The sequence below is a fragment of the Salinisphaera sp. T5B8 genome (genome assembly GCF_040361255.1).
GTDB lineage: Bacteria > Pseudomonadota > Gammaproteobacteria > Nevskiales > Salinisphaeraceae > Salinisphaera.
This window is the reverse complement of sequence record NZ_APNG01000003.1, coordinates 117,284-133,887: the sequence shown is the minus strand read 5'-3', so window position 1 is coordinate 133,887 and position 16,604 is coordinate 117,284. Positions and strand designations below refer to the sequence as shown.

Annotated in this window: 16 protein-coding genes; 9 read left to right on the top strand and 7 right to left on the bottom strand. The window is 62.3% G+C overall.

Features of this window, described 5'->3' with window-relative positions; all coding sequences use genetic code 11:
• Positions 1-16 precede the first annotated feature (16 nt).
• The gene (locus T5B8_RS03860; RefSeq protein WP_353176388.1) at positions 17-1,519 is read right to left on the bottom strand and encodes an SLC13 family permease; all 1,503 of its coding nucleotides are present in this window, start codon (positions 1,517-1,519) and stop codon (positions 17-19) included.
• A gap of 301 nt (positions 1,520-1,820) precedes the next feature.
• On the opposite strand from T5B8_RS03860, the gene T5B8_RS03855 reads away from it, so the two are divergent.
• Positions 1,821-2,669 carry a DUF1353 domain-containing protein gene (locus T5B8_RS03855; protein WP_353176387.1) on the top strand — a complete coding sequence of 283 codons (849 nt, stop codon included), beginning with the start codon at positions 1,821-1,823 and terminating at the stop codon, positions 2,667-2,669.
• Between the two features lie 140 nt (positions 2,670-2,809).
• Here T5B8_RS03855 and T5B8_RS03850 read toward each other — a convergent pair whose 3' ends face one another.
• On the bottom strand, positions 2,810-3,001 hold the full coding sequence (locus tag T5B8_RS03850) for a putative motility protein (RefSeq protein ID WP_353176386.1): 192 nt from the start codon (positions 2,999-3,001) through the stop codon (positions 2,810-2,812).
• A 202-nt stretch (positions 3,002-3,203) separates the two neighbouring features.
• The gene (locus tag T5B8_RS03845) at positions 3,204-3,788 is read right to left on the bottom strand and encodes a TetR/AcrR family transcriptional regulator (protein ID WP_353176384.1); all 585 of its coding nucleotides are present in this window, start codon (positions 3,786-3,788) and stop codon (positions 3,204-3,206) included.
• Between the two features lie 153 nt (positions 3,789-3,941).
• Here T5B8_RS03845 and T5B8_RS03840 point away from each other — a divergent pair, with 153 nt between their 5' ends.
• Entirely contained in the window at positions 3,942-5,039 is a 1,098-nt protein-coding gene (locus T5B8_RS03840) for a DUF2855 family protein (RefSeq protein WP_353176382.1), read from the top strand.
• A gap of 111 nt (positions 5,040-5,150) precedes the next feature.
• Here T5B8_RS03840 and T5B8_RS03835 read toward each other — a convergent pair whose 3' ends face one another.
• Entirely contained in the window at positions 5,151-6,041 is an 891-nt protein-coding gene (locus T5B8_RS03835; RefSeq protein WP_353176380.1) for a LysR family transcriptional regulator, read from the bottom strand.
• Positions 6,042-6,154: 113 nt separating this feature from the next.
• Here T5B8_RS03835 and styA point away from each other — a divergent pair, with 113 nt between their 5' ends.
• The 5 genes from styA (at position 6,155) to T5B8_RS03810 (ending at position 11,235) form a co-directional block, all read left to right on the top strand.
• Positions 6,155-7,414: a styrene monooxygenase subunit StyA gene (gene styA / locus T5B8_RS03830; RefSeq protein WP_353176378.1), complete on the top strand. Its 1,260-nt coding sequence runs from the start codon at positions 6,155-6,157 to the stop codon at positions 7,412-7,414.
• A 14-nt stretch (positions 7,415-7,428) separates the two neighbouring features.
• The gene (locus tag T5B8_RS03825; protein WP_353176376.1) at positions 7,429-7,740 is read left to right on the top strand and encodes an EthD family reductase; all 312 of its coding nucleotides are present in this window, start codon (positions 7,429-7,431) and stop codon (positions 7,738-7,740) included.
• Entirely contained in the window at positions 7,737-8,252 is a 516-nt protein-coding gene (locus T5B8_RS03820; RefSeq protein WP_353176375.1) for a flavin reductase family protein, read from the top strand. Before T5B8_RS03825 ends, T5B8_RS03820 begins: the two co-directional genes overlap by 4 nt.
• A gap of 183 nt (positions 8,253-8,435) precedes the next feature.
• Positions 8,436-10,121 carry an alpha-keto acid decarboxylase family protein gene (locus T5B8_RS03815; RefSeq protein ID WP_353176373.1) on the top strand — a complete coding sequence of 562 codons (1,686 nt, stop codon included), beginning with the start codon at positions 8,436-8,438 and terminating at the stop codon, positions 10,119-10,121.
• Between the two features lie 292 nt (positions 10,122-10,413).
• On the top strand, positions 10,414-11,235 hold the full coding sequence (locus T5B8_RS03810) for a sulfurtransferase (RefSeq protein WP_353176371.1): 822 nt from the start codon (positions 10,414-10,416) through the stop codon (positions 11,233-11,235).
• Between the two features lie 259 nt (positions 11,236-11,494).
• Here T5B8_RS03810 and ahpF read toward each other — a convergent pair whose 3' ends face one another.
• The 3 genes from ahpF to T5B8_RS03795 form a co-directional block, all read right to left on the bottom strand.
• Complete coding sequence (ahpF, locus tag T5B8_RS03805) at positions 11,495-13,087, bottom strand: alkyl hydroperoxide reductase subunit F (RefSeq protein WP_353176369.1); 1,593 nt, start codon at positions 13,085-13,087, stop codon at positions 11,495-11,497.
• A gap of 110 nt (positions 13,088-13,197) precedes the next feature.
• The gene (gene ahpC / locus T5B8_RS03800; RefSeq protein WP_353176367.1) at positions 13,198-13,761 is read right to left on the bottom strand and encodes an alkyl hydroperoxide reductase subunit C; all 564 of its coding nucleotides are present in this window, start codon (positions 13,759-13,761) and stop codon (positions 13,198-13,200) included.
• A 589-nt stretch (positions 13,762-14,350) separates the two neighbouring features.
• Positions 14,351-14,521, bottom strand: coding sequence for a hypothetical protein (locus T5B8_RS03795; RefSeq protein WP_353176365.1), 171 nt, complete (start codon positions 14,519-14,521; stop codon positions 14,351-14,353).
• 74 nt (positions 14,522-14,595) lie between these two features.
• Here T5B8_RS03795 and T5B8_RS03790 point away from each other — a divergent pair, with 74 nt between their 5' ends.
• Complete coding sequence (locus T5B8_RS03790; RefSeq protein WP_353176363.1) at positions 14,596-14,985, top strand: type II toxin-antitoxin system VapC family toxin; 390 nt, start codon at positions 14,596-14,598, stop codon at positions 14,983-14,985.
• A 182-nt stretch (positions 14,986-15,167) separates the two neighbouring features.
• On the top strand, positions 15,168-16,604 hold the full coding sequence (locus T5B8_RS03785; protein WP_353176361.1) for a DUF3375 domain-containing protein: 1,437 nt from the start codon (positions 15,168-15,170) through the stop codon (positions 16,602-16,604).

Below are 16,604 nucleotides of genomic sequence, written 5' to 3'. Positions count from 1 at the left end.
AGACTGACACCGGCACTCAGGTGCCGAGCACAAGCGGGATGAGCGTCATCGCCAGAAACAGCACCACCCCGAGCGAGATGATGTTCAGCCACACACCGACACGCACCATCTGCTTGATCGACACCTCGCCGGAACCGAAGGCGACGGCATTGGAGGGCGTGGCCACCGGCAACATATAAGCCGAGCACACCGCCAGCGTGATGACCGCGGTCATCAGAAGTGGATCCATACCCATGCCGACAGCCACCGAACCGAAGATGGGGAAGAACGCCGCGGCTGTCGCAGTATTGCTGGTGAGCTCGGTCAGCGTCAGGCCGACGATGGCGGCAATGGCCAGCGACAACAGCAACGGCAGATCGCTGAACGCACCGACCTGGCTACCAATCCAGGTCGACAGCCCCGTGGCGGTGAACGCCGCCGACAGACTCAGACCGCCACCGAAGAGGATCAGCAGCCCCCAGGGCACGTCGCGCGCGGCCTCCCAATTCAGCAACGGCACCGCCCGGCCACGCCCGTCGCGTTCGCCGGACGACACCAGAAAACAGGCAACCGCCGCGGTCATAGCGACCTGGCTAGAGGAAATACGTGACAGAAACGGCAGCGTTGCCCTGACGGTCGGAATGGTCGAGATCAACGGCACGACGATCCAGAAAAAAATCGCCGCCAGAAAGATCATGCCCACCCGCGCCTCCGCCATGCGCAGGCCGCCGAGTTCACTCAACTGCTTTTCGATCAGCGCGCGGCCGCCCGGCAGCTCGCGTAGTGCCGGCCGATAGATGACCTTCGTCAACATCACCCATCCCGCCGCCAGCATGACCAGCGCAAAGGGCACGCCCACCAGCATCCACTGGCCAAAGCCCATGTCATAGCCCTGCTGTTCGGCCAGATACGCCTTCATCAGCGCGGTCGGCGGCTGGCCGATGAGCGTGGCGACCGACCCCATGGTCACGCCGTAGGCGATGCCCAGCATCAGCGATGCGGCAAAGTTGCGGTCGTAGCCGACGCCGTCCAGATCGCGCACCAGATGCAGGATGGACACCCCGATCGGCACCATGATGACCGCTGTCGCCGTATTCGAGATCCAGGCCGAAATAAACGCCGAGGCCAGCATCATGCCCAGCACGATCTGATCGGGCCGTGTGCCCACGATCGAAATCGTCACCAGGGCGATACGCCGGTGCAAATTGCTGCGCTCCGTGGCCAGCCCGAGGATCACCCCGCCCAGCACCAGAAACACCACCGAATTGGAGTAAGGGGCCGCCATGGCAGCAAAGGAACCGGCGCCGAAAAGCGGAAAGATCACCAGCGGCAGCAGCGACGTCACCGCGATGGGCACGGCCTCGGTCATCCACCAGATCGCCATCCAGAGCGCGCCGCCGGCAGCGACCCGGCCATTGAACTCCAGGCTGTCCGGTAACAGCAGCATGAGGACGGCCCCGGCAGCCGGCCCCAACGCCATCAACTTGTAACTCAGCGCGTCTGCACGCGCATTATCGTCATTATATTGCTTATCGTTCATGCGGTTACCTCCCCCTTCGACCGATCGCATTTCGTTTTTAAAGCGCGAATCCGTATGGATCGGATTCGGCCATAAAGAGTCACGGGCGAAGGCGCAAAGAACAATACAGCGCCGGGTATGGTGCGATACCCAAAACGTCATCACAGAAGGCCCGGCATGACGTTGATCGTCATCACCCGTCGCTCGCCCTGGCGCACCTGGCACGACGTCGACGACGATCAAATGCCAGCGCCGCCCGTCCTCCTGCGCGGGCATTGGGGTATTCTTGGGTTGTTCCACCACGGTCATGGGGTGAGCCGGGATGTGGGTCGTTGCGATCAGCGCTGCGGGGTTCGTTGCCCTATGCCTGGCTCCGGTTGCACTCGCCTGGCATGAAGCCCGCCAGTACACGCGGGAGATCCGCGCGGCCATGCTGGAACGCGAATACGGCCCGATACCGGAAACCTCGCGCCGGCTCTCCATCAAAGAGTTGCTCAAGGGCGTGCGGGGCCAGCGCGGAGAACCGATCTTCGTGGTTCCGTTTGCCGAGCTCAGACGAGTCAACGTCGAAGGCACGAAAACCCTCGACCCGCGTATCGACGACAAGCAGTTCGTCACCCTCACGCCGGTGACCTGGACGCTGGATCTCGCCTACGACCTCCTTGAAGGCAGCGCGCCTGATCCGTACTCGGGGCAACTCGGCCCCGGCGTGCTCACGGATTTCGCCTCCATCCCCGGGATCGCGCGCGGCCTGGTCGGCCAGCCGACCGGCCCGATCGTGCGAGCGGCCATCGCCCACGATTATGGATATCGCTGCGACGTCGACCGCAGTGCCAAACGACGCAAGGCCTGGGACCAGACCCTGCTCAAGCTGATGCGCCGGGATGGCCTCGCGCCATTGGCGCGCGTACTGATCTATTGGGCCGTACGGCTGTTCGGCAAAAGCGCCTGGAAAAGCGGCGGCCGGCTGCTCATCGACGACAGCTTCCAGCAATCCGTGGCCGATACGAAACGCATCACCGAACGCGTGATCGCCGATTTCCCCACCCTGTTCGACGATCAAGGCAAACCCATACCGGCCCCAGCGCGCACCGGGTACAAGCCATCGATTTATGCCAACGTCATTGCCGCACAGCAGGCAATACAGCGTCCTGACAACGACTCGAAATAGATCGGTGACCGCCAACCAGGCATACCGAGAACAGCTGCCGATAGAAAGTATGAGATTCCGGGTCGATCGCAATGAAAAACGGCCCCAGCACAAACGCACTGCGACCGCTCTGCCCCGAACACGCCGGGGCGGGATTTCCGTCAGGCAAACGTATTGATCTGCGTGCCGACAGTACCCGTGGTGGCCAAAGCCTGTTGCGGCGACACAGAGGACATCAACTGCTGCATCTGCGACGCCTGAATGTCGAGCGTGTCTTTTAACAGACTCGCCTGAGCATCCTGACTTTGGTTGTGTTGCTGCAAGGCCATCGCGGTGGCGACGGTCGAACTCACACTTCCTGCGTCCATAGTTCTCCTTTTAGACATGGAACCGCACTGGTCTATCGGCGAAGCGACGATGCGGCTTGAATGGGTCGGGCGCGGCGTACCCAATCGCACCGCATCAAACACAGCACGCGTCACGCTATCGACCGTACGACTTGGATACGTAAAGCGCCGGCCATCGCTGTCTTGCCGCTGCAGCGACGGGCTGCGTTTAGCGATGCGACGAATCGCCCGCAGCGCTTTGCAGCAACGCGCGCGCCATCAGGTTCAAATCCTCGACATAGGCCGCGGCCGCTGCTGTATCGCGCTCGAGAATATGGGCATATCGCATGCCGCCCCACACGGTTTGTACGAGGGTGTCGGCATGCCGCCTGGACGCCGGGCCGGGCAGGTCCGGCCAGCCTTTAATCAGGCTGTAGACACAGGCACTGCATTTTTCGAAGGCGTGCTGCTGGCGCCCGGGGTTGGCCACCAATGATTCCCGGGTGAGCATTTCCCGATCGAAGTACGGGCTATCGGAACTCTGCCCGTAAAGCCGTTGCACGAGCAGCGCCAGACGCGACGGCCAGGGCATGGCGGCGTTGCCTGCGTCGGCCGCCACAAATTGTTCGCAAAGCCGGTCGATGCAGTGTTCGTAGTAGCCGGCCAGCAGCGCGGTCCGGTTGGGGAAATAGTCGTAAATCGTGCCGACGCTATAGCCCGTTTCGGCAGCAATGGCGCGTGTGGTCGCGGCATCGGGACCGTCGCGGCGCCAAATCCGAACAAACCCGTCGTAAATGGCCTGCACGGTGAACACCGCCCGGGACTGCGTGGGCCTTTTACGTGGCCTGGGCAGGCCAGAGCCTTGTTTGCAGGCATGCATACTAAAACCGAACCCCCGTATCGCCCGCCGTTGCTAGCATGAGGCCTAGTGTATTCCAGTCGCCGGATGCGCCGGCAAGCAGGGGCCATGACCGACACGATCACGCAGCTGATGATAGACAAGACGGACCTCGGGCGGGCCGTCACCCAGGCGGTGCCCCGGCATCGGCCACTCGCCGACGGCGAAGCCGCCCTGGCGATCGAGACCTTTGCCCTGACAGCCAACAACATCACCTATGCCGCCTATGGCGATGCCATGCGCTATTGGGAGTTCTTCCCATCCAGGCACGATGGCTTCGGCATGATGCCGGTGTGGGGCTTTGCCACCGTCACCCAAAGCCGCGTCGACGGGCTGGCCGAAGGCACGCGCCTGTACGGCTACTACCCGATGGCCGAAGAGCTGATCGTACGGCCCGTGCACGTCACCGAGCGTGGCTTCTTCGACGGCTCGCCTCACCGCCAGGCGCTGCCCACGCCGTACAACCAATACAGCCGCGCCACCGAAGCCTTGGGTTATTCGCCCGATCTGGCAGACCACCAGATGCTGATGCGGCCGTTGTTCTTCACCTCCTGGATGCTCGCCGATTTCCTTATCGACAACGCCCATTTCGGCGCCCGCCAACTCATTCTATCCAGCGCACCGAGCAAGACCGCCTATGGCTGCGCATTCGCGTTGCAGCAGGCGGGCGTACGCTTGATCGGCCTCACCTCGCCGTCGAATAAAGACACGGTCGAAGGCCTCGGCCTGTATGACGCAGTTTTGGCCTACGACGAGGTCGACAAGATCGACGCCACCACGCCGAGCGCCTACCTGGATTTCTCCGGCCGCGGCGCGCTGGCCGAGGCAATACATGGCCATCTGGGCAGCGAACTCGTTCATCACGCATCGGTGGGCTCGGCCTCCACCACGGATACCGACGCCGTCAGCGACCAGCTCGAGCCGAAACCCACACTCTTCTTCGCACCGAACCAGATCCGCAAGCGCGTGGGCGACTGGGGCTCGGAGACCCTCTATGCCCGTTATGCCGAGGCCGAGCGCGCGTTTCTCGAACGCGTCAGCGATACCAACGACCCGTGGATGCAGGTCGAAGTGCATCACGGCCTGGACGCCGCCGCCAGCGTGATTCGCGATCTGGTGGATCACGGCGGCTCGGCTCGCGCGGGGCATGTGGTTCGGATGGGCTAGCGGCCAGGCACGCGAGCCACGTTGGACAGACTGTGGCCAGGCTCTCCAGACCACCGAGCGGTCTTATTGCCGACCCGAATTGTCTTGATCGGCAAGATAAGGCGTAAGTTTTCAGTCAAGGCGTTCGAGTTCGCTCGCCAGAAAATCGATGAAACAACGGGCGCGCCGGGATACCCAGCGGCGCTCCGGATACACCAGGTTAATCGGCAGGCGCGTCGCGTCGTATTCGTCGAGCAGAACCTGGACGGCACCGCTGTCGATATAGGGGCGCAGCACCCAGTCGGGCAGCATACCGATGCCCACGCCATTCACGACGGCATGGGCAATAGCGTTGGCGTTGTCGCTATACAGTGGGCCACTGACCTCGACGCTACGCCGGCCCAGGTCCGATTCGAATATCCAGCGACTGCCGGTCGGTGCGCCTTGATAAATCACGCACTGGTGACCCACGAGATCCTCGGGGATCACCGGATCAGGGTGTGTCGACAGATAGCTCGCGCTGGCGGCGACGATATGCCGAGCGGTACCGATACGCCGCGCCACCAGCGTACTCGACGGCAATTCACCAATACGTACGGCAAGCTCCACGCCGTCACTGAATAAATCGATTACCCGATCGGTGATCTGAACATCCAGCACGACCTTCGGATACTGGTGCATAAATCGCTGTAAGCGCGGCACGATGAACGCTTCGCCGAAGGACACGGGCACAGAGATCCGTAGTACGCCTTCCGGCTCTTCCGTCTTGCCCGCCACGCTGCGCTCTACGGTCTCCAGGTCTTCCAGCAACTGGCGGACATGGTCGTAAATGCGTATGGCATCTTCCGTGGGTTTGAGCCGACGCGCCGTTCGAGTGAACAACCGCACGTTCAGATGTGCTTCGAGCGCAGCGATATGCTTACTGACCGTGGGTTGGGTGATACCCAGCTGCCGCGCCGCCGCGGAAAAGCTGCCCTGCTCTACTGCCCGCGAAAACGCGATAAAGCTATCGATTCGGTCCATGCCCTAAACCATTCCGATATGGAATGGCCATTATTACACCCATTCGGGTTTTATATGGCAAGACCGTGAGGCAGTCTTGAGTGGCTACAAAAATAAGTACCGAGGAGAGCCCAATGACAAAACGTATCGCCATTATCGGCGCCGGCACAGCAGGCCTGCATCTCGGCCTGCTGCTTAGACAACACGACATCCCCGTGACCATCATCACCGACCGCAAGCCGGCGGATATGGCCTCGGGACGCTTGCTCAACACCGTTGCGCATCATCACGTGACCCTGGCGCGGGAAAAAGCGCTCGGTATCGATCACTGGCCAGCCGAGGAATACGGCTATTTTGGCCATGATCATTATGTCGGTGGCCCGCAGCCCATGCAGTTCTGGGGCTCGTTCAGCCAGCCCAGCCGTGCGGTCGACTATCGGATTTATCTGCCCCAGCTGATGAACGACTTTGTCGAACGCGGTGGGGATATTCGATATCAGCAAGTCACCGAAAGTCAGGTAAGCGATTTATCGCGTGAGTTCGATCTGATCGTGGTCGGCACCGGCAAGGGCGTATTCGGGCAAATGTTCAAGCATATCACCGAGCTGTCGCCGTACGAAAAACCACAGCGAGCCCTCTGCGTGGGCCTGTACAAAGGCGTGGCGCCCACTCAACCCCGCTCTACCGCGATGTCATCGGCCCCCGGACAGGGCGAACTGATCGCGATCCCCACGCTCACCTTCTCCGGCATGTCCACGGCATTGCTCATGGAAAACGTGCACGGCGGCGATCTGGAAGTGCTGGCCCGCCTGAATTACGAAGCCGACCCGAACGCCTTCCTCGACACCCTGCTGGCAAAGCTGGAAAAGCATCACCCCACGGTATACGAGCGTATTGATCAGAACGTATTCGATCTGTGTCAGCCGCTGGATATCCTGCAAGGCGGCGTCGTGCCCACGGTACGCCAGCCCTATACCGAACTTGCGAACGGCCGCTTTGCGATCGCGGTGGGCGACGTTCAGTCGGTGGTGGACCCGGTCGTTGGCCAAGGCGCGAACATGGCGTCCTATTCCGCCTGGGTGCTTGGCCACGCCATCATCAATGAAGCCGTATACGACAAACGCTTCTGCGAAAAAGTCGAACGTGAGCGACAAGACCGCATCCTCGCCGCGTCGAAATGGACCAATGCCATGTTGGCCCCGCCCAGCGAAGCGTTTCTGAGCTTGCTCGCTGCCATGGAGCAAAACCAGGACATCCGCGACGAATTTACGGAGAACTTCAGTTTTCCGGAACGCCAGTGGGATCGCCTTGCCTCGGACGAGCGAATCCACGCCTGGCTGGCGGAGGCTGGCGCCTTCTCGCAGGAAAGTGTCCCGCAGTCGCAGATGGCCTAGCCGAGGAGATACGCATGCACGCTCTAATCGTGACCTACCCAAAGCCGGCCGCCGCCCAAGCGTTCAAGACCTACTACCGAGACACACATATCCCGTTAGCCATCAAACTGCCAGGCCTGCTGCGCTATGAGTATGCCTATCCCGATGCGCTGGGCGCGGAACAACCACCGTTCTTTTGTATCTGGAAAGGGTATTTCGAGAACGAGCAGGCGATGCAGGCCGCACTGGCCTCGGCCGAAGGCAAGGCCTTAGCCGAGGACGTCCCCAACTATTCACCCAGCGGCGCCAAGCTCTCGCATGCCGAAATCGGCGGAGGCCAACCGTGAGACAAGAAAACCTAGCCTATGCATCCAGCCTGGCACAGCCACGTGTGGACGGCGATCTCTTCCGGCGCTGCGTATCCCGCTTTGCCACCGGCGTCACCGTCGTCACGGTCGGGGATACACAGCACGGCTTCCACGGTACGACCGCAAACAGCTTCGTGTCCGTCAGCCTGGCGCCGCCAACCGTGCTCATTTCGCTTAAGCCCGGCCGCATGCACGACCTCATCCGCCGGGCGGGTCGCTACGGCATCAGCATCCTCAACGACAACCAGAAAGACCTGTCCAGCCACTTCGCTGGCCAGCGCGACCCGGGCCGATCCTGCGGTATCGACCGCCACATAGACGTGCCGATCCTGAAAGACTCAATGGCGCATCTGATCTGCGAACTCACATCCACGGTGAATGTTCACGATCACACCTTGTTCATCGGCGAAGTCATCGGCTGCGATCATCAGGAGGCATCGCCGCTGATTTTCTACGGCAGCGAGTATGCAAATCTGAACGCGGCGGGTTAATCACTCGCAGAAGGCCGAAGGCGGGGCATTCATGCGCTATTCGCCTGAGCCCGTCACGCCGGCTTACGCACGTGCATACGCCCCGCGTTCGGCCGCTCGAACGGCGCGCCATCGTCGCTCTACAATGGTGCATCCCTGCAGATTCGAGCAGGGTGTTAACCGATAACAACAAGGGAGCGCGCGATGCAGACCACGGTGGGAGAGTTTCTGTTCACACGGCTGCGCCAGGCGGGGGTGAGCGACGTCATCGGCGTGCCGGGCGACTTCAACCTGAACCTGCTGGAACAGATCGAAGCCATGGACGGCATCCGGTTTGTCGGCGCCTGCAATGAACTCAACGCCGCCTATGCGGCAGATGGCTATGCCCGGCGTCGCGGCATCGGCGCCTTGCTGACCACCTACGGCGTGGGCGAGCTCAGCGCCCTGTGCGGTATCGCCGGTGCAAACTCCGAACACCTGCCGGTGTTTTCGATCGGCGGCGCCCCGCCGCTGTTTGCCACCCAGAACCGATTCCAGCTCCACCACTCGCTCGCCGACGGCGACTTCGACAACATGCTGTTGAGCATGGCGCCGTTCACGGCAACCGCCGTACATATCGACTCCACCAACGCCGTCGAGGAGATCGATCGCGCCCTGCACCTGTGCCTGCGCAAGCAACGACCGGTGCATGTGCAGGTGCCCTCCGACGTGTCGCATCTGCGTATCGAGGCGCCGGACACACCGTTCGACATCTACATGCCGCCCAGCGACGCCGAACGCCTCGACGCCGCACTCGCCCACGTGCAGCAAAAACTCGCATCCGCCAGCCGGCCCGCGATCCTTATCGACATGGACGCCGACCGCCACGGTTTGATCGACGGCCTGCGCGCACTCGCCCACCGCGGCGGTATTCCCTATGCACAGCTGCCCACCGCAAAGGCCCTGCTCGACGAAAACGACCCGTTGTTTCTGGGCACCTATGCCGGCGCCGCGTCGAGCGCCGACGTACGCGAGCGCATCGAATCGGCCGACTTTCTCGTCATCACGTCGCCGCGCTTCATCGAAAGCAATTCCGGCAACTTCACCGCCCAGCTGCCATTCGAGTCGATCGTGGACGTACGCAACCACCGCGTGACGGTCGGGCCGGACTACTACGAAGGCGTGGTCGGCGCCGAACTGCTCGACCGCCTCGTGGATGACTTGCCGCAACGCACTGCGGCAGACAACGCTGTCGATACACCAAAGCCCGCGCCGGCAGCCCCCGAAACGGCCAAACCCGGCGACGCGTTGACGCACGAACAACTATGGCCACGCATGGCCCGGTTTGTGCGCTCGGGCGACGTGGTAATCGCCGAAGCCGGCACATCGAATATCGGTCTGTCCGCCCAGCGATTGCCCGCAGACACCGCCTACGTGGCATCCAACATCTGGGGCGCGATCGGCTACACGCTGCCCGCCCTGTTCGGCAGCCTGCTCGCCGCGCCCCAGCGCCGTCACCTGCTGTTTATCGGCGACGGCTCGTTCCAGCTCACCGCACAGGAGCTGTCGTCGATTCTGCGCTACGACCAGCGGCCGATCATCGTACTGATCGACAACGACGGCTACACCATCGAACGCTACATACTCGGCATGGACCGCGCCTACAACGACATCGCCGCCTGGGACTACGCCCGCCTGCCGCAGGTATTCAACGCCAGCACGACAATGGCGTCGTACCACGCCTCCACCCACGGCGAACTCGAAGACGCACTCGCCCGTATCGAGTCGTCTGATCAAGGCGCGTTTCTGATCCTCAAGCTCGACCCGAAAGATGCACCGGCCGGCCTGAAGACCTTTGGCCCGGCCGTCGCGGACTTTGACTACGGGCCCACGGGCCCGCGCAATCCGTGACGGCTCAACCGCCCGGTCGGGTTCTCGGAAATCCCTATCGGGCCCAGCGCGGTTGACTATCGGTGCTCGTAACGAGCGTGTTGCGCGTGAAAACCGAATCCGGCGTGCCTCTTGGCGGCTTCAAACGGCGCGATGAGCCGGCGGTGGGCACCGCAAGACCGGTCCGCACGACGGCTCGGCAGTCCCTGGTTTGTCTTGATCGCGAGGCGATCTGCCAGAGACCCGCTGGTACGCCGCACGAACGACTGGCACGCTTTAGCCATACCCATTTCGAGCATTGCCGGAACGAACGATGAACGACCTATTGATTGATGCCGAAACGCTGGCCAGCTGGCTGGCCAAGGGCCGCGATGTCGTGGTGCTCGATGCACGGGCGCGCTTGCAGGATGCCGAAGCCGGGCGCGCGCTCTGGCAGGAAAGTCACGTGCCGGGCGCGGTGCACGCCGATATGGACCGCGCGCTTTCGGCGCCACCGTCGGCCGAAGGCGGCCGCCATCCGTTGCCGAGCCACGAACAGTTCGCTGCTCAACTGCGCGCCTGGGGCATCACATCGCAGTGCGATGTCGTGGTCTACGACGACATGGGCGGCGCGCTCGCGGCTGCGCGTGCCTGGTGGATGCTGGTCTGGGCCGGGCATCCATCGGTGCATGTGCTCGATGGCGGTTGGCAGGCCTGGCGCCACGGCGACCATCCCATCGAAAGCGTAGCGCCCGAACCGAGCCCCAGCGACTGGCAACCGACGTTCGACGACGACCTGATCGCCACCACCGAAGACGTCGCCCGCGGCGATGCGGTACTGCTGGACGCACGACCAGGCGAGCGCTTCCGCGGCGAAAAAGAACCGATCGACCCGGCCGCCGGCCATATCCCCGGCGCCCGAAGCCTACCGGCCGGATCGCTGGTGGATCAGCAGGCTCGTTTCCTTTCTCCAGATGAACTGGCCCAGGCGCTACCGCAAGGCGACAACACCATCAGCTACTGCGGCTCCGGCATCAGCGCCTGCCAGATCATTCTGGCCTGTGCGGTGCTGGGCCGGCCGTTGCCGCGTCTGTACCCGGGCTCGTGGAGCGCCTGGAGCAGCGACCCATCGCGGCCGGTCGCCACCGGGGCATAAGCGACAACCTTCGGTCGTGGGTGCTTTTCTTGCCCACGCGCCCTATGGCGCGCCAACACGGAAGTCCGCTCGTCCTCTACCGATCATAAAGTCCCAGGCGTGGTGACTGTTTCGGACAGCCAGACCCGGCGTTACGCACGGCCGCGCAGGATGCGAATGTTGCCTGAGGCGGCTGCTGGATAAAAAAAGAGCGGCCCGCCACGATCGCGGGCCGCTGCAGTTACGGCGTGTGAGCCTGAAGCCAGGTCAGGAAGTCAGGTCAGGCCGTCGCGGCGGCCGGAGCCTCGTTTTCTTCGCTCGTCGGCGCCGACGCGCGAATAAGATAATCGAAGGCACCGAGCGAGGCGGTCGCCCCTTCGCCCATCGCGATCACGATCTGCTTGTACGGCACGGTGGTCACGTCGCCGGCGGCAAACACGCCGGGCAGCGATGTCTGGCCGCGTTCGTCGGTGATGATCTCGCCGCGCGGCGTAAGGTCGACCACGCCCTTGAGCCAGTCAGTATTCGGGATCAGCCCGATCTGAACGAATATGCCTTCCAGGGCGATGTCGTGCATCTCGTCGCTTGCGCGGTCGATATATTTCAGCCCGGTGACCTTCTTGCCATCGCCGACCACTTCGGTGGTCTGGGCGTTGGTGATGATCGTGACGTTGCCCAGACTCCGCAGTTTGCTCTGCAGCACCGCGTCCGCGCGCAGCTGGCCGTCGAATTCGATCAGCGTGACATGCGAAACGATGCCAGCCAGATCGATCGCCGCTTCGACACCGGAGTTACCGCCGCCAATCACGGCCACGTGCTTGCCCTTGTACAACGGGCCGTCGCAGTGCGGACAATAAGCCACGCCGCGATTACGGTATTCGGCCTCGCCCGGCACGTTCATCTGGCGCCAGCGCGCGCCGGTCGACAGAACCACGGAACGCGACTGCAATGTAGCGCCCGACTCCAGCTTGATCTCGAACAGGTCGCCCGGGATCAGCTCGGCCGCAGTCTGCGGCTTCATGATGTCCACATCGTAGGACAGCACATGCTGTTCAAGCTGCATGGACAGCTCCGGGCCTTCGGTTTCGGCTACGGATATGAAGTTCTCGATGCCGGCGGTGTCCAGCACCTGGCCGCCGAAACGGTCTGCCACCACGCCGGTGCGAATGCCCTTGCGCGCGGCATAGATCGCCGCCGACGCGCCGGCCGGCCCGCCGCCAATCACCAGCATGTCGAACGGGTCCTTGGCGTTGATATCCGCGGCGTCACGTTCGGCAGCGCTGTCGTCAATCCGGTTGACGATTTCTTCCAGGCTGATGCGACCGGAGTGAAACGCCTCGCCGTTGAGAAAGATCGTCGGCACCGCCATCACCTCGCGGGACTCGACCTCGTCCTGGAAATGCGCGCCGTCGATCATCGTCGCGTGCACGTTCGGGTTGAGCACGGCCATCACGTTGATCGCCTGCACCACGTCCGGGCAGATCTGGCAGGACAACGAGATGTAGGTCTCGAAATGGAACTCGCCGTCGAGATTCTCGATCTGCGAGATCACCGACTCGCTGGCCTTCACCGGATGGCCACCGGCCTGCAGCAACGCCAGCACCAGCGAGGTGAATTCGTGCCCGCTCGGAATGCCGGCAAAGCGCAGATGCATGTCGCCGCCAGCACGGCTGATGTTGAACGAGGGCTTGCGCTCATTGTCGTCGCGCGACTCGTGCAACGAGATCTTCGGCGACAGCGCGGCCAGTTCTTCGAGCATCGACAGCATATCGGTCGAGCTCTTGCGGTCGTCGACCGAGGCCACGATCTCGATGTCGTGCGTGATCTTTTCGAAATGCGCGGTCAGCTGTTGCTTGATGTTGTCATCCAACATGAAAGAAACGCTCCGTTAATGCGAAGACGGCCGGCCCTCGGACCGGCCGTTTCGGGAAAGGTCGCTCGGCTTGGGCCGGTTGACGCAGCAACCGGCCCGCAAAGCGTCGGCTAGATCTTGCCGACGAGATCCAGCGACGGGTTCAGCGTTTCTTCGCCTTCCTTCCACTTGGCCGGGCACACTTCGTCCGGATGCGCGGCGACGTACTGCGCGGCGCGAACCTTGCGCAGCATCTCGTTGGCGTCGCGGCCGATGCCTTCGTCGTTGACCTCGAACAGCTTGATCTGGCCTTCCGGATTGACCAGGAAGGTACCGCGCAGGGCCACGCCCTGATCCTCGACCATCACTTCGAAGTTACGCGCCAGCGTGCCTGTCGGGTCGCCGATCAGCGGGTATTTCACCTTGCTGATGGCGTCCGAGGTGTCGTGCCACGCCTTGTGCGCGAAGTGCGTGTCGCAGGAGATGCCGTAGACCTCGACGCCGCGCGAAGAGAACTCGTCGTACAGATCGGCTAGGTCCTCGAGTTCGGTCGGGCAAACGAACGTGAAGTCGGCCGGGTAGAAGCACAGCACCGACCACTGACCCTTGAACGTTTCGTCTGAAACCTCGACGAATTCACCGTTGTGATAGGCGGTGGCCTTGAACGGTTTCACGTACGTATTGATCAGCGACATATCTGCTCCTGTTGAGACTAAAGGACTACAACGAAGGTCGTAGTGTGCCGTCAATTGGTCGTAAGTTTAAATCTATTATCAATATGATATGGATAGCAGATACCTATAATGCAGCGCACAATTTAAAGCCGTTTCATATAACGGCTCGCGTCCTAACAATAGTGCCGGGTCGCGATTTGAAGCTGAACCGACCTGCCAACTCGCGAATTAATTACCGCTCCCCGGAGCTAGGGCACGTGGTGTCGAGCGAATAAACCACGCGATGCGGCTAAAACATGAACGCCCCTGAGTCGGCTTGATCCAAGCCATACCCCATTACCGCAGATACTGCGTTTTACCTTTCGTACAGCCTCCGCTGGTTGCTCACGAAGCGACCGCCGACCTCAGCATGCTAGCGCCCAAGCGACCGTTCGTGTTCTCAACAGGCCACCCGATACAGAACGGTTCACCAGCGGCGCCGCGAAAAAACGTCTTGCGATTGGGACTTGAATTCATCGCCCCCGAAACACGACAGGTTGCCGCCCACCGCGGACCGGGTCACAATGACTCACGGTGATTCATGTGGAGCGTATCCATGACTCAACTCACATTACGCGGCTTCGATCCGGAACTTGAAAAACGCCTTCGCGAGCTCGCCGCCCGGGATAATTCGTCGCTGAACAAGGCCGCGCTCAAGCTCATGCGCCGCGGCGCCGGCCTTGAAGCGGTGCCATCGGTTGGGCCGGGTATCGGCGATCAGCTTCGAGCGTTTGCCGGTCAATTATCGAACGCCGAGGCCAAAGCGATCGATCAAGCGATCCATGAATCACGCGAGGACGATATACGACTTCAGCCATGATCGCGCTGCTCGACACCAACGCCTATACCGCCATCATGCGCGGCGACGAGGCGCTGCTACGCGGCCTGGAGAACAGCCAGGCAATCCTCATGGCATCGATCGTGATTGGCGAACTGGAATACGGATTCCGTTACGGCAGCCGATACGCCGCCAATCGACAGCAACTCGACCTATTCCTTGCGCAGCCTTTCGTGAGCTTCCTCACCATCACCCGCGACACAGCGCACCACTACCGGCAAATCATGAGCGCACTACGCGCCGCCGGCACCAAGATACCGACCAACAATGCATGGATCGCGGCCCTGGCACGAGAAAACCAGGCCGGCCTGTGGACGCACGACCAGCATTTCGACCATATCGAAAGCATTGACGTGCACCGCTGGTAAACACCGTATTTTTGGCGCCAAGCGCGCCGACGGGGTCGGTTCTTGTCACGTCGTACGCACGGCCGCAGGCACTAGCGCGATGACGTCGAATTCGGCAGGCGAACCCACGCTTGATGTCCCACCCGCCATTTGGCAACACTCGTGTTCGAATCCGCGGTCACAGCGTTCGCCTCAATATCAATATGGACTACGACTTTCTCACCACCTTGCGCCGTCAGCACCCGGGCTGGCGGCTGCTGGCCGCCGACCATGGGCCGCTGGTGGCGGCGTTTCTGCATCGCTATTTCATTGAGCCGAACCAGCGGACTTTCGCCGAGGCCGAGCTGGCATCGCGACTGGAGGATTTTCTGTTCCATCTGCGCGAGCGGTTGGGCGATGACGCCTTTCCCAAACCGGCCCGGCAGTATCTGAACGATTGGGCGGCGGACGAGCGCGGCTGGTTGCGCAAGTATTACCCGCGCGACAGCGACGAGCCCCATTACGATCTGGCGCCGGCCACGGAGAAAGCGGTGCAGTGGTTGGTGTCGCTGCAGGGGCAGCGTTTTATCGGCGCGGAGTCGCGGTTGTTGACGGTGTTCGAGCTGCTGCGCGAGATCACCGAGGGCACCGAGACCGATCCAAGGGCGCGCATTGAGGAACTGACCCGGCGTAAAGATGCCATCGAGCGGGAGATCGAGGAGATCAGTGAGGGCCGCTTACGGATGATGGACGACACCCGGCTACGCGAGCGCTTTTTGCAGATGTCGGACACCGCCCGGGGCCTGCTGGCGGATTTCCGGCAGGTGGAGCAGAACTTTCGCGATCTGGATCGCCAGGTGCGCGAAACGGTGGCGGCCTGGGACGGCAGCAAGGGCGACATGCTGGCGGAGGTATTCGGCGAGCACGATGCCATTACCGACACCGATCAGGGGCGGACGTTTCGGGCATTCTGGGATTTCCTGATGTCGCCGAGTCGGCAGGAGGAGCTGTCCGCGTTGCTGGAGAAGGTGCTGGCGCTGGAACCGGTGCGCGAGTTGGAGCCGGATCCGCGCCTGCAGCGTGTGCACTACGATTGGCTGGAGGCCGGCGAGGCGACATTGCGTACCGTGGCGCGACTTTCCGAGCAGTTGCGGCGCTATCTGGACGATCAGGCCTGGCTGGAGAATCGCCGCATCATGCAGTTGCTGCACGAGGTGGAGCAGCACGCCCTGGCGGTGCGCGAGGCGCCGGCCCGGGCACCGGGCATGATAGTGGACGAGTTGGCGCCGTCGGTGACGCTGCCCCTGGAGCGGCCCCTTTACCGGCCACCGTTGAAGCCGCACATTGAACAGAATGAGCTGGCCACCGGAGACGCCGATCTGGATGCTGGCGCTTTGTTCGATCAGTTTTATGTGGACCGGGCGGCGCTGCGCTCGCGACTGCAACGTGCGCTGCAGACCCGTGACCAGATCAGCCTGGCGTCGTTGCTGAAGCACAGCCCCCTGGAACGCGGCCTGGCGGAGCTGGTGGCTTGGCTGGCACTGGCCGCTGACGATCCGAGAGCGTTGATCGACGGGGCTGGCGAGTGTGAGGTGAGCTGGCGCGACGATCATGGCATGGTGCGCCGAGCCACCGTTCCCGATGTGCTGTTCAGCCGGTGA